This window comes from Streptomyces swartbergensis (assembly GCF_002148965.1).
GTDB lineage: Bacteria > Actinomycetota > Actinomycetes > Streptomycetales > Streptomycetaceae > Streptomyces > Streptomyces swartbergensis.
Genome location: NZ_NGFN01000237.1, coordinates 1 through 13598 on the forward strand (window position 1 = coordinate 1; position 13598 = coordinate 13598).

Annotated in this window: 11 protein-coding genes and 2 tRNA genes; 9 read left to right on the forward strand and 4 right to left on the reverse strand. The window is 69.7% G+C overall.

The annotated features are described in order from the left end of the window. Positions 1 to 1154, reverse strand: a 1154-nt coding sequence (locus CA983_RS29835; RefSeq protein ID WP_086603925.1) for a GNAT family N-acetyltransferase, incomplete at its 3' end; no start/stop codon positions are given. A gap of 161 nt (positions 1155 to 1315) precedes the next feature. Between CA983_RS29835 and CA983_RS29840 the strand changes: the two genes are divergently transcribed. Together CA983_RS29840 and CA983_RS29845 are read left to right on the forward strand one after the other, a co-directional pair. Further along, positions 1316 to 2494, forward strand: a complete 1179-nt coding sequence (locus tag CA983_RS29840; protein ID WP_086603926.1) for a PP2C family protein-serine/threonine phosphatase — start codon at positions 1316 to 1318, stop codon at positions 2492 to 2494. A 100-nt stretch (positions 2495 to 2594) separates the two neighbouring features. Continuing rightward, positions 2595 to 3068, forward strand: coding sequence for an HD domain-containing protein (locus CA983_RS29845; RefSeq protein ID WP_086603927.1), 474 nt, complete (start codon positions 2595 to 2597; stop codon positions 3066 to 3068). 30 nt (positions 3069 to 3098) lie between these two features. On the opposite strand, the gene CA983_RS29850 is transcribed toward CA983_RS29845, so the two are convergent. After that, entirely contained in the window at positions 3099 to 4295 is a 1197-nt protein-coding gene (locus CA983_RS29850) for an acyltransferase family protein (RefSeq protein WP_086603928.1), read from the reverse strand. 623 nt (positions 4296 to 4918) lie between these two features. Here CA983_RS29850 and CA983_RS29855 point away from each other — a divergent pair. Together CA983_RS29855 and CA983_RS29860 are read left to right on the forward strand one after the other, a co-directional pair. Then, positions 4919 to 5113 carry a hypothetical protein gene (locus CA983_RS29855; protein ID WP_086603929.1) on the forward strand — a complete coding sequence of 65 codons (195 nt, stop codon included), beginning with the start codon at positions 4919 to 4921 and terminating at the stop codon, positions 5111 to 5113. Between the two features lie 86 nt (positions 5114 to 5199). Then, the gene (locus CA983_RS29860) at positions 5200 to 7578 is read left to right on the forward strand and encodes a protein kinase domain-containing protein (protein ID WP_086603930.1); all 2379 of its coding nucleotides are present in this window, start codon (positions 5200 to 5202) and stop codon (positions 7576 to 7578) included. Between the two features lie 56 nt (positions 7579 to 7634). On the opposite strand, the gene CA983_RS29865 is transcribed toward CA983_RS29860, so the two are convergent. Further along, positions 7635 to 7705: transfer RNA gene (locus CA983_RS29865), tRNA-Gly, on the reverse strand. A gap of 164 nt (positions 7706 to 7869) precedes the next feature. Between CA983_RS29865 and CA983_RS29870 the strand changes: the two genes are divergently transcribed. The 5 genes from CA983_RS29870 (at position 7870) to clpX (ending at position 12756) form a co-directional block, all read left to right on the forward strand. Then, positions 7870 to 7946, forward strand: a tRNA-Pro gene (locus CA983_RS29870). 193 nt (positions 7947 to 8139) lie between these two features. Then, the gene (gene tig, locus CA983_RS29875; RefSeq protein ID WP_158101902.1) at positions 8140 to 9528 is read left to right on the forward strand and encodes a trigger factor; all 1389 of its coding nucleotides are present in this window, start codon (positions 8140 to 8142) and stop codon (positions 9526 to 9528) included. Between the two features lie 336 nt (positions 9529 to 9864). Then, positions 9865 to 10470 carry an ATP-dependent Clp protease proteolytic subunit gene (locus tag CA983_RS29880; protein WP_086603934.1) on the forward strand — a complete coding sequence of 202 codons (606 nt, stop codon included), beginning with the start codon at positions 9865 to 9867 and terminating at the stop codon, positions 10468 to 10470. Between the two features lie 109 nt (positions 10471 to 10579). Then, positions 10580 to 11287 carry an ATP-dependent Clp protease proteolytic subunit gene (locus CA983_RS29885; RefSeq protein WP_086603932.1) on the forward strand — a complete coding sequence of 236 codons (708 nt, stop codon included), beginning with the start codon at positions 10580 to 10582 and terminating at the stop codon, positions 11285 to 11287. Positions 11288 to 11469: 182 nt separating this feature from the next. Further along, on the forward strand, positions 11470 to 12756 hold the full coding sequence (gene clpX, locus CA983_RS29890; RefSeq protein ID WP_086603933.1) for an ATP-dependent Clp protease ATP-binding subunit ClpX: 1287 nt from the start codon (positions 11470 to 11472) through the stop codon (positions 12754 to 12756). A 60-nt stretch (positions 12757 to 12816) separates the two neighbouring features. On the opposite strand, the gene CA983_RS29895 is transcribed toward clpX, so the two are convergent. Beyond that, a partial coding sequence (locus CA983_RS29895) for a hypothetical protein (RefSeq protein WP_086603935.1) occupies positions 12817 to 13598 on the reverse strand: 782 nt, incomplete at its 5' end.

The window sequence follows — 13598 nt, forward strand, 5'->3', positions numbered from 1 at the left end:
CCGAGGCTCACCCCACCGAGATACGCCGCCCCCAACTCCCGTACGGACAACGCGACATCCGCCGCATCCGCCGTACGCGCACAGGACGCCCCCTTCGCATCCCCGCTGAGCCGCCAACGCCCGGCGTTCCAGGGACAGAACGCGTCCTCCACCTCGAACACCACATCCACCGGCGCCTGATACGTCCGCGCCTCCAACGCGGCCCCGACATCCACCAGCCGTACGTGCAGCGAATCCCGCAACCGCGGCTGACACCGCCGTATGTCGGACACCAGGTGCTGCCACGCGTCATCGACCGGCCGCCCCCGCATCACCAGCGTCGACGTCAGGTCGAAGCCGAACAGGAACCGCAGCATCGCCGCGTCCGCCGCGGGGTCCAGCGCGGCCGAGTTCTCCACGATCACGCTGCCGTTGGGCCCGGCGGGCTCCCAGCCCGGCTTGACGCGGTACCGCGCGTACCCGACCGTCTCCCCGTCCCGCTCGGCGAGGACGCACTGAAGCGGCGACGCCCCGTCCCGGTCGCTCTCCGGATCGAGCACCCCGAGCCGCTCCCAGCCGGGCTGCCGCGCCAGCATCCCCGGCCGCGACGGCACCAGCCGCGCGTACACCGCCTCGCACACATCGACGACATCGACGACATCGGCGGGAACGACGTACCGCAGACGCACCTCGTCCGTACCCGCCGGCAGCGACGACAGCCGCACCCGGCTCGTGTCGATCCCGGCGTTCAAGTGGAAGGCGGCGATGCCGTATCCGAACCGGCCGTAGATCGCCGGCTCGGAGGCCGTGAGCACGGCCAGCGGCTCACCCCAGGCACGGACGTCGTCCAGCTGCCGCCGCATCATCGACGTCAGGACACCGCGCCGGCGGTGCGTGGCGGCCACGCTCACCATCGTGACGCCCGCGGCCGGCACCGAGGCCCCGCCGGGCACCGTGAGCCGGAAGCGGAACGCCCCGGCCGTCCCCACACAGTCGTCCCCGTCCCAGACACCGAGTGAACGGTCGAACTCGGTCAGCGAGTTCCACAACTCCCGCTCCTCGGCGGACTCCGGGACCCCGCCGAAGCCGCGGATGAGGGTGTCGTACCACTTGTCCCAGTCGTCCTGCCGAAGTACCCGCGGGGTCGCCGCGGAGCCGGCCGTGTCAGTCGTCATGAACCATGCCTAGCAGGGCGATGCGGGACGAGCGAGGGAATTTCCCCGGGGTTGCGCAGGGCTGCGCGACGTGAAGTTCACTGTGAAGTCGGCCCTCGGACGGGGGACAAGTAGGACCTCCCGTGCCAAGTGGCCGGTCCGATGGATAGGGTCCCGAACTAATGGCAGCAGGACGAGAGCGGCGCGCGGAAGCCGAGACGTTCACGGCCCGGTTGAAGAAGCAGTGGCACCGGGCCCGCGTCGGCGTGCGCCGGGCCGCCGTGGACTACTTCCGCGGCGACGGCTCGGACTGGATCGCCCTGGTCGGCCTGCTCATCACCGTCCCGCTGATCGCGGCGGCGACGCTGGCGAACTCGGTGTGGTTCTCACCGGCCGCGCTGGTCCTGCCGGTCGTCGTGGGCGGCCTGCTGCTGCGCCCCGCGAGCCTGCTCGGCCTGTACGCGGCGGCGGCCACGGCGCTGATCGTGGAGTCGGTGCGGCTCGGCCCCTACACGGAGGGCCCGTCCAGGGTCACCCCGGGCGTGGTGCTCGTGGTCGCGGCCTGCGGTTTCTTCGGGCTGCTGCTGGCCCAGTTCCGCAGCCGCGTCGGTGTGCCCTGGCGGCGCGGCGGCACCATGCTGTTCGACCTGCGCGAACGCATCCGGGTGCAGAGCAAGCTGCCCGGCCTGCCGGACGGCTGGCACCGCGAGATGGCGCTGCGCCCGGCGGGCGGCCAGTCCTTCTCGGGCGACTTCGTGGTGGCCGCGCGCACCAACGGCGGCCGTACGCTCGAGGTCGTCCTCACCGACGTCTCCGGCAAGGGCATGGACGCGGGCTCCCGGGCGCTGCTCCTGTCCGGCGCGTTCGGCGGTCTCCTGGGCTCCCTCCCGCCGCACGCCTTCCTCCCGGCCGCGAACGGCTACCTGCTCCGCCAGGACTGGGACGAGGGCTTCGCGACCTCCATCCACCTGGTCCTCGACCTGGACTCCGGCGACTACGAGCTCTACTCCGCCGGCCACCCGCCGGGCCTCCAGCTCAGCGCGGGCAGCGGCCGCTGGGAGGAGAAGGCGGCGGAAGGCCCGCTCCTCGGCGTGTACGACGGCGCCCAGTTCGACCCGGTGAAGGGCTCGCTCCGCCCGGGTGACGTGCTGATGCTGTTCACGGACGGCCTGGTGGAGACCTCCGACCGCGACATCGTCGAGGGCATCGACCGCCTCACCGGCGAGGCCGACCGCTACGTCGCGGGCGGCTTCCACGGCGCCGCCTGGCATCTCATCGAGGCGGTGGCCAAGGACGTCAACGACGACCGGGCCCTGCTGCTGATCTGCCGGGAGGGCCCGACAGCGGCCGCCACCCGCTGAGGCGCGGTTCTCCTCAGGCGCACACGGGAGTCAGGTACGCACCGGAGGCAGGCGCACACGGGAGTCAGGTACGCACCGGAGTCAGGCGCACACTGGAGCCGTGACCGAGACACCCCGCACCACACCCCGCACCCCGCTGACCCTGGCCCAGGTCGAGGCCACCGCCCGCGCCGCGCACGCCGGCCAGACCGACAAGGCCGGACGGCCCTACGCCGAGCATCTCCAGGCGGTCGCGGAGGGCGTACGGGCACGGGGAGGTGACGAGGAACAGATCGCGGCGGCCTGGCTGCACGACGCCGTCGAGGACGACGCGCTCTCGCCCGAGTGGCTGCGCGAGGCCGCGCTGAGCAGCCGTACCAAGGACATCGTCCTGGCGGTCACCAAGCGGGCCGGGGAACCGCCCGAGGCGTACGCCGCGCGCATCCTCGCCACGCCCGGTGCGCTGCTGGTGAAGGAGTCGGACCTGGCGCACAACGCGGACCCGGCACGCCTCGCGGTCCTGGACGAGGCGACCCGCACACGACTGACCGAGAAGTACGCGCGGATGCGCGCACTTCTCGGTCTCGTCGGATGAACTGCTGAACTACTGAATGCGGTACGGGCGTCAGGCGTTGACCTTCTCGCGCTCGCGCTCGCGGTCGCGCTCGGACCGCTCGGCGCTCTGGCGCTCACGGGCGAGTTCGGCCGCGTCCCGCTTGAAGGCCCACGCCATCTTCGGCTCCATCGCGAACCGGAAGACCCGCTGCACCGGCTTGGTGCACAGCACCGTCACGACGGCGGCTGCGGCGACGGTCACGGCGATCTCGCCGAGCGGCTGGTGCATCCACGTCGGCTCGAACCAGCCCTGGTAGTCACCGGCCTTCACCAGGAAGCCGTGCAGCAGGTAGCCGTAGAGCGTGCCGGCGCCGAGCGCGGTGAACCACATGTGGCGGCGCGGCACCCAGGCGAAGAAGCAGGCGGTCAGCACCAGGGAGCAGCCGAACATGGCGAGCACCATGACCGGGCCGGTCCACCACGGCGCGCCCAGCTCCTGCGCGGAGTCGCGGTGGTAGAACCACGCGGTGTTCATGCGCGGCACGGCCCACCAGCTGAAGGCCAGCGCGGCCGCGAACACGGGCACCGAGGCGATCCGCACGGAACGGCGGCGCACCATGTGGAAGTGCTCGGGCTTCATCACCAGGCCCAGCACGAAGAAGGGCAGGAACTGCAGGACCCGCTGGAGGTCCAGGTCGTCACCGATCTCCGGGGAGACGGTCGCGAGCATCGCGAGGCCGAGCGCGAGCGGCAGCGGCCAGCGCGCCATCTTCCAGATGGGAGTGGTCATCCGCCAGATGAACAGCGCGCACAGGAACCAGGTCAGGTACCAGGGGTCGAGGAGGCTGATGTCCTGGTGCGGGTCGTTGTCGATCCACCGCTTGAAGAGGGGGTAGGCCGTCTCGAAGATGATGTACGGCACGGCGACGCCGGTGATCAGGCGCTTCAGCCGGTCGGGCCGCATGTCGAAACTGCGCGAGAAGTAGCCGGAGATGATGATGAACGCCGGCATGTGGAAGGCGTAGACGACCTGGTACGCGGCCTCGAGTATCCGGCTGTCGCCCTTGAGCGGCTCCCAGGCGTGGCCCATGGCCACCAGCACGATCGCCAGGTACTTGGCGTTGTCGAAGAACGCGTCGCGCTGCTTGCCGTTCTGCTTCTTCTGCGGGCTCTGTGGCGAGCGCGGGCTCGGCACTCCGTCGGCCGACGACTGTGCCGGGGGAAGTGGCGCCCTGCGGTCGCCGTTCGGTCGCAGCGAGTTCGTCACAGACCCTCCCACCAAGAGCTCGGGGAGACGATCCGGGACCTCGCTGCGCTTGCGGGGGACGAGGCAGCGTGGAACATCTGAGGCACCCTAGCGTTCCCTGCAGCTATTCGTAAAACGCCGGTTGTGAATCCTGGCTATTCGCTGTGGGTACCCCCGGATTTCGGATAGTTGACGTCACTCTCGGAGTGATGGCCAACACATCAGCCGACGGCGGGCCGTGCTCGTCACACCCGCCGTGCTTGTCATGATACTTCCGGACTAAGCGACGCATAGGACCAGCAGGCGACTCCGGCGGAATGTCCACTTCCGCGCCCCTTCGGAGCCTGCCGACAGGGTTGTTGAGGGGCTTGCGGGGGCAATTCGAATTAGCTGCGAACGTGTTGTGTGGACACGGAAACGATTCGGTTGAATTCCCGGTGCGGGTGGCGCATCGAATTGCCGTACGAGTCTTCGCAGTTCGGCCCCGGGCTCCAGGCGGCGCACACCGGTTCGGACACGAGTGAGGTGGTCGATGCGTCACGGGCCGCATAGCCCGGCCGCGTTGGTGGCACGATGGTTCTGGCGGGGTGCGCGTGGTCGCGTCCCGGGCCGGGAGAGCGGACCGACCGAGGGTGTGATCAGTTGTGGCCATTTCACTGTCTGTGGTGCTGCTGTTGGCGATCATCCTTGTGGTGTTGCTGAGAGGCGGCTCCATCAAGGCAGGCCCCGCGATCGTGGCGGTCCTCTTCGGCTTCTTCCTCGCCTCGACCGGTATGGCCGACGACATCCAGCGGTTCCTCAACTCGATAGCGCAGACCATCAACTCGATCAGCTTCTGACCGGGCCGGTACCGCCGACCCGAGGAGCGTGCGGATACGCTCCTCCCCGACCACAGGACGGTGCGTGACGGGGGGAACGTACGGGGATGGCGCTGCGCGACTCCGACCCGCCGGAGGTGGGTGGCTACCGCATCGAGGACCGCCTCGGCTCCGGCGGCATGGGTGTGGTCTACCTGGCCCGCTCGGCCTCCGGCCGGCGCCTCGCGATCAAGCTGGTGCACGGCCAGTACGCCGACGACGACGAGTTCCGCACCCGCTTCCGCCGCGAGGTGGCCGCCGCCCGCCAGGTCAGCGGCGCCTTCACGGCCCCCGTCGTGGACGCGGGCGCCGACGCGCCGCGCCCCTGGATGGCCACGCTCTACATACCGGGCGCGGACCTCGGCACCCACGTCCGCGAGCATGGCCCGCTCCCGCTGCCCCGCCTGCGCGAACTCGCGGCCGGCCTCGCCGAGGCGCTGCGCGACATCCACCGCGCCGGAGTCGTCCACCGCGACCTGAAGCCGGCCAACGTGATGCTCGCCGACGACGGCCCGCGCGTCATCGACTTCGGCATCTCCCGCGCCGCCGAGTTCGCCGCCTCCGACGCCCTCACYCAGACCGGCCGCGTCATGGGCACGCCGCCCTTCATGTCCCCGGAACAGTTCGCCTCTCCCCAGGACGTGGGCCCGGCAGCCGACATCTTCTCCCTCGGCTCGGTCCTCACCTACGCGGCCACCCGCCGGGGTCCGTTCGACAGCCCCAGCCCGTACGAGACGGCTCTGCGGGTTGTCGAGGGCGAGCCGGACCTCACCGGCGTACCGGACGAGCTCCTTCCCTTCATCCGCTCCTGCCTGCACAAGCACCAGAAGTCCCGCCCCGCCGCGGACGAACTGTTCACCCTGCTCCGCGAGGGCACCGCCAGCCCCACCGGGCGCCACCTGCCCGGCACCGCCTCACCACGGCCACGACCCGTACGACCACGGCCGGGCACCCGCCCGACCGAGCCCGCCGGCGCGGCGTGGCCCGACGCGGCGCGCCCGGAGCAGGGCGAAACACAGYACCCCCTGACTGACGAGACGGGCGCCGAGCGGGACGAGGCCGGGCGTCACCGGCTCGACAGAACTCCGACCGAGCAGCACCAAGCGGCTGCCGATCCGGCAGCGGGGCCGGCACCTCGGACCGACCGCACCCGCACGCGTCGCAGACATGGACTGCTGCTGGTGTCGGCCGCCGTGGCGGTCGCACTCGCCGCGCTCGTCACCACCACCATCACCCTGACCCGCGACCGCGACCGCGAGCCCTCGGCCACCGCCGAGCCGGCCGACCTCCCCAAGGGCTGGAAGCCCTGGGCGACCGCCGCGAAGGCAGCGCCGGGCAGCGACCGCGTCCTGGGAGGTGCCGACACCTCCCTCGCGGGCTGTGCCGCCGTCGACGCCTCCCTGGTGTGCGCCGGCGCCGACCTCATGGCGACCCGCTTCGGTCTGGCCGACGGCCGCAACACGTGGTCCCGGCCCGTCGACCGCACCCCCGACGGCGCCTCCGGCAACGAGGGCGCGCTCATCGGGACCGGCGACGGCCGCGTCTACGGCTACGAGGCCGACGACCAGGACTCTGCGAACAGCATCCGGACCAGTTACACGGTCAACGCCTTGGCCGCCGACACCGGCAAGGTGCTCTGGAGGACCAGCATCGGCACAGGCGAGGCGGCGATCGTCCCTGACAGTACGCAGGGCGCGGCCACGGCCGTCCCCGAAGGCGTAGTCACTTTCTACGGGGCTCAGGGCGACCAGTACGCCCTGCTCGACGCCGAGACCGGCGACGTCCGCTGGAGGCAGCCGAAGCCGGACTTCCCGGACTGTCAGCTGCTCTCGGCGGCCCGCCGCGCCTACCTCCTCTGCGCGACCGTGCAGGAGGAGGGGAAAACCGGCCGCAGCACCGTCTCCCAGATCGACCCGGCCACGGGAAAGGCCCGCTGGACCGTCGAGGTCGACGGCTCCGCGCAGGTGCTCGGCCAGCACGACGGACGCCTGGTGCTCGCGGACACCCTCGACACGAACCGCGAGCTGACCCTGATCGACGTCTCCTCCCGCGTGCTCACCGTGCGGCGACTCGCGCAGCCCCGGCCCGAGGACGCCGACGCGTACCTGGTGCGCGGCACCGTCTACTTCACGCGGGCGAGCGGAGGCGTCCGCGCGGTCTCCCTGCGAACCGGCCGGACGCTGTGGGAAGCGAACTCCTCCGTGGAGCAGCAGGGACCCCCGGCCGCCTCCGCCACCCATGTGTACCTGGCGTCTCCCAGCGGCCGCCTCGCCGTTCTGAACGCGAGTACCGGCAAGATCGAGGGGACCCGCTCCGGCCGAGACGACGGCGGTCGCGCCAACAGCACGTTCGTCACCGCGGGCGCCCCGCTCGTCCTCGTCGGCGACGCACTTTACGTCCCCTACGGTGTCCGCTCCGTCTACACGGTGGACGTACGCGACCTGTGACCCGCTGCAGAAACACCTCGGGCCCGGTTCCGAAGAACCGGGCCCGAGATCCACAGAGCGGGCGACGGGAATCGAACCCGCGTAGCCAGTTTGGAAGACTGGGGCTCTACCATTGAGCTACGCCCGCACAGCGCGCGCCGCAGGTCGGGCGACCGCGGCACAGAAGGCATCGTAGCGGGTCGGGCCCGTTCGTCGCACACCGCATTCCCGCCGTGGCCGACGCGGCACGGGCCCTGTGGAAATGCGGCGGCCGCAGCGCCTGGGGGCATGTACCCTACGTGTCGCACCAGACGGGGTGTGGCGCAGCTTGGTAGCGCGTCCGCTTTGGGAGCGGAAGGCCGTGGGTTCAAATCCCGCCACCCCGACCAGCCGGCCGATCACTCGAGTGATCGTCTCCTGCGTCACTCGCGTGATCGCCTTTTGGGCGGTGTAGTCGCTGCCGTTACTATGCAAGCTGCACGCCCGTGTGTCTCATCGTCTGAAGTCCTCCGGGCGGCGAAATCCGCCGGGCCGCTCTGGCACCGGCAGAACCCAAGAAGTCAGCCACAAGGAGACCGAACCGTGAAGAGCGCCGTGGAGACCCTGAACCCGACTCGGGTTCGGCTCACTGTCGAGGTGCCCTTCGAGGAGCTCAAGGACAGCCTCGACGCGGCGTACAAGAAGATCAACCAGCAGGTCACGGTGAAGGGCTTCCGCAAGGGCAAGGTCCCGGCCCGGGTCATCGACCAGCGGTTCGGCCGCGGTGCGGTGCTGGAGGAGGCCGTCAACGACGCGCTTCCGAAGTTCTACACCGACGCGGTCAACGAGGCCGAGCTGAGCCCCCTGGGCCAGCCCGAGGTCGACATCACGGAGCTGAAGGACGGCGAGACGCTGAACTTCACCGCCGAGGTCGACATCCGCCCCACGATCGAGATCCCGGACTACTCCGGCATCGAGGTTGAGGTCGACGCCGTCGAGGTCACCGAGGAGGACGTCGACAAGGCGGTCGAGGAGCTCCGTGAGCGCTTCGCCTCCACCGTCCCGGTCGAGCGTGCCGCCGAGGACGGCGACGTCGTGACGATCGACCTGGAGGCCAAGGTCGAGGGCGAGGTCCTCGAGGACGGCGTCGCGAACGGCGTCTCCTACACCATCGGCTCCGGCGAGCTGCTGGACGGCATCGACGACGCCGTGAAGGGCCTGGAGGCCGGTGGCGAGGCCACCTTCACCTCCGAGCTCAAGGGCGGCTCGGCGGCCGGCAAGGAGGCCGAGGTCACCGTCAAGGTCACCCAGGTCGCCAAGCGGGAACTGCCCGAGCTGGACGACGAGTTCGCGCAGCTCGCCTCCGAGTTCGACACCATCGAGGAGCTGCGCGCCGACAGCCGCAAGCGCCTGGAGAACATGAAGCAGTACGACCAGGCCACGCAGGCCCAGGAGCGCGTCCTGGAGAAGCTGCTCGAGCTGGTCGAGGTCCCGGTCCCCGAGAAGCTGCTCGAGGACGAGGTCAACACGCGCAAGCACAACCTCGAGCACCACCAGCTCGGCCAGATGGGTCTCGACCTCGCGAAGTACCTGGAGATCCAGGGCAAGAGCGAGGAGGAGTTCGAGACCGAGACCCGCGAGGCCGCGGTCAAGGGCATCAAGACCCAGTTCGTGCTCGACGAGCTCGTCAAGCAGGAGAAGCTCAACGTCAACCAGGAGGAGCTCACCGAGCACCTCATGCGGCGTGCCGCCTCCTCCGGCATGTCCCCCGACCAGTTCGCCCAGGCGGTCGTCGAGGGCGGCCAGGTTCCGCTCCTGGTCGGCGAGGTCGCCCGCGGCAAGGCCCTGGCCGTCGTGGTCGAGAAGGCCACGGTCAAGGACACCAACGGCGAGATCATCGACCTCGACGACGAAGAGGACGAGGCCGAGTCCGCCGAGGCCTCGGCCGAGGAGACCCCGGCCGAGTCCGCCGAGGAGAAGACCGAGGGCTGAGCCCCGGCAGCGGTGAGTTCGTGAGAAGGCCCTGGGGCACGCCCCAGGGCCTTCTTGCCACCCAGGGGGATAGGACACCCCAGGGGCGCGGGGAACTGCGCGAGCCACCACGACGCGCCCGCAGCCGCCGATGGACCGAATCACCCCGCCACAGCCGCGCCGCGCTACGCCCCCGGCGAACACTCCCATCTCCGGGATTCCCCGAAGGGACCCGCGCGTTAGGGTCCATGAGTACCAGGGCAGTGGAGTCTCCGATACGGCTCCCGCCCCGCAGGGAACACGTGAAGACGGCCCGGCGCCGTCGTAAGACGAGCAGGTGGATACGTGACGAATCTGATGCCTTCAGCCGCCGGCGAGCCTTCCATCGGTGGTGGCCTCGGCGACCAGGTCTACAACCGGCTGCTCAACGAGCGGATCATCTTCCTCGGCCAGCCGGTCGACGACGACATCGCGAACAAGATCACCGCACAGCTGCTGCTCCTTGCCGCCGATCCGGACAAGGACATCTACCTGTACATCAACAGCCCCGGCGGTTCGATCACGGCCGGCATGGCGATCTACGACACCATGCAGTTCATCAAGAACGACGTGGTGACGATCGCGATGGGCCTCGCGGCCTCGATGGGACAGTTCCTGCTCAGCGCGGGCACCCCCGGCAAGCGCTTCGCGCTGCCGAACGCCGAGATCCTCATCCACCAGCCCTCCGCCGGCCTGGCCGGCTCGGCCTCGGACATCAAGATCCACGCCGAGCGGCTGCTGCACACGAAGAAGCGCATGGCCGAGCTCACCGCCCAGCACACCGGCCAGTCGGTCGAGCAGATCACCCGGGACTCGGACCGCGACCGCTGGTTCGACGCCTTCGAGGCCAAGGAGTACGGCCTCATCGACGACGTGATCCCCACGGCCGCCGGCATGCCGGGCGGCGGCGGCACCGGGGCCTGAGAGGTCCCCACGGGGCCTGTGGAGCCCCGTGAGGCCCACGGAGCCCTCCCGGGCCCCCGCGACCCCAGACAGCCCCAGCCGACCGCCTCAGCCCTTTTCAGGAGACACCGTGAACCAGTTCCCCGGCAGCGGGATCTACGACCGTATGCACGCCGTGCAGGACATGCGCGCCGCCCAGGGCGAGTACACCGGCCCGCAGGCCGAGTCCCGCTACATCATCCCGCGCTTCGTCGAGCGCACCTCCCAGGGCATTCGCGAGTACGACCCGTACGCGAAGCTCTTCGAGGAGCGCGTGATCTTCCTCGGCGTCCAGATCGACGACGCCTCCGCCAACGACGTCATGGCGCAGCTGCTGTGCCTGGAGTCGATGGACCCCGACCGTGACATCTCGGTCTACATCAACAGCCCCGGTGGTTCCTTCACGGCGCTCACGGCGATCTACGACACGATGCAGTACGTGAAGCCGGACATCCAGACGGTCTGCATGGGCCAGGCGGCCTCCGCCGCCGCCGTCCTGCTGGCCGCCGGCACCCCGGGCAAGCGCATGGCCCTGCCGAACGCGCGCGTGCTGATCCACCAGCCGTACAGCGAGACCGGCCGCGGCCAGGTGTCCGACCTGGAGATCGCCGCCAACGAGATCCTCCGGATGCGTACGCAGCTGGAGGAGATGCTGGCCAAGCACTCGACCCAGGCGATCGACAAGATCCGCGAGGACATCGAGCGCGACAAGATCCTCACGGCCGAGGACGCGCTGAACTACGGCCTGATCGATCAGGTCATCTCCACCCGGAAGATGGACAACTCGAGCCTGCGCTGAGGCGACAGGCTGTATCGTCTGCCGCCCCTTGGCACGGTTTCGGACGGTCCACGTCAAAGTGAACCGCGCCAAGGGGGGCCCGAACGAGGGGCCCGGCAAGGTACCGTCGGACATAAGGCAGCACCAGGAGTCCGCTGGACGTTCGGCGTCCAGGAGTCTCCCAGGCGAAGGGGAAGCACACCGTGGCACGCATCGGTGACGGCGGCGATCTGCTCAAGTGCTCGTTCTGCGGCAAGAGCCAGAAGCAGGTCAAGAAGCTCATCGCAGGGCCCGGTGTGTACATCTGCGACGAGTGCATCGACCTCTGCAACGAGATCATCGAGGAAGAGCTGGCGGAGACCAGCGAGGTCCGCTGGGAGGAGCTCCCGAAGCCCCGCGAGATCTACGAGTTCCTCGAGGGGTACGTGGTCGGCCAGGAGGCCGCCAAGAAGGCCCTCTCGGTGGCGGTCTACAACCACTACAAGCGGGTCCAGGCCGGTGAGAACGGCGGGGGGAGCGGCCGCGACGACGCCATCGAGCTGGCGAAGTCCAACATCCTCCTCCTCGGCCCCACGGGCTCCGGCAAGACCCTCCTGGCGCAGACCCTCGCGCGGATGCTGAACGTCCCCTTCGCGATCGCCGACGCCACGGCCCTGACGGAGGCCGGCTACGTCGGCGAGGACGTCGAGAACATCCTGCTCAAGCTGATCCAGGCCGCCGACTACGACGTCAAGAAGGCCGAGACCGGGATCATCTACATCGACGAGATCGACAAGGTCGCGAGGAAGAGTGAAAACCCCTCGATCACGCGCGACGTGAGCGGGGAGGGCGTACAGCAGGCCCTGCTGAAGATCCTGGAGGGCACCACGGCCTCCGTCCCGCCGCAGGGCGGCCGCAAGCACCCGCACCAGGAATTCATCCAGATCGACACGACGAACGTGCTGTTCATCGTGGGCGGTGCCTTCGCGGGCCTGGAGAAGATCATCGAGTCCCGGGCCGGCGCCAAGGGCATCGGCTTCGGCGCGCAGATCCGCTCCAAGCGCGAGATGGAGTCCAAGGACCAGTTCCAGGAGGTCATGCCGGAGGACCTGGTCAAGTTCGGCATGATCCCCGAGTTCATCGGCCGCCTCCCGGTCATCACCTCGGTCCACAACCTCGACCGCGAGGCCCTGCTCCAGATCCTCGTCGAGCCGCGCAACGCGCTCGTCAAGCAGTACCAGCGGCTCTTCGAACTCGACGGCGTGGAGCTGGACTTCGAGCGCGAGGCCCTCGAGGCCATCGCCGACCAGGCCATCCTCCGCCAGACCGGCGCGCGCGGCCTGCGCGCCATCATGGAGGAAGTCCTCCAGGGCGTGATGTACGAGGTCCCGTCCCGCAAGGACGTGGCCCGGGTCGTCATCACGGCGGACGTCGTCCAGTCGAACGTGAACCCGACGCTGATTCCGCGGGATGCGCGCGGACGCGGTCCTGGGGAGCAGAAGACGGCCTAGTCACCCACTGCACGCGAAGGCGCCCAGCACAGTTGCCGGGCGCCTTCGTCGTTGCCGGTGTCAGGCCTTGACGCGGACTTCCCCGCGGACCTTGGTCGTGAGGTCGATCGCCACGTCCTTGGTGACGCCCTGCGCCGCGTCGCCCGGCGACACGATGGCGATGGTGCTGTAGTCGGCCCACGCGCAGAACCAGTTGGTCTTCTCCTGCTTGGTCGCGCGGTCCTGCCCCTTGACCGACTGGCACTTCATGACCGCGCCGTCGAGGTCGGCCGCCTCGGGCTCGCCGATCAGTTCGGGCTTGCCGGACCCGGTGGAGGACTCCTTCTCGGCCGACTTCTTGAAGTTGGCGAAGAACAGGTCCAGAGTCGCCTCCGGGTCGGAGATCTCACCGGAGGCACCGGCCACCGAAAGGGTCTTGGCCGTCGCCATCTTCGCCGCGGACGAGGGGTCGTCGGGGTCGTAGTCGCTCAGGTCCACCGTGGAGTATTGGCCCGCCGCGGACTTGGCGTTCTTGACGCCGCTCTTCTCCAGTTCCGACGTCGAGTCGTCGCCGACGGTCTGCCCGTCCTTGGTGATGCGCTTGTAGTCGCTGAGCACCGTCGCCGGCGTCGTGAGCTTGTGCGGCCCGTCGTCCTCCAAGCCGCCACCACCCCCGCCGATCACGAAGTACGCGCCCACACCGATCGCCGCGACCACCGCGACCGCGCCGATGATGATGCCCGTCTTCTTCTTGCCGCCGCCCGGGGCCGGGGGCTGGGGCATGCCGTACGGGGCCTGGCCGTAGGGCGGCTGCTGACCGTACGGGGGCTGCTGGCCATAGGGGGCTTGCTGGGGCGGGACGC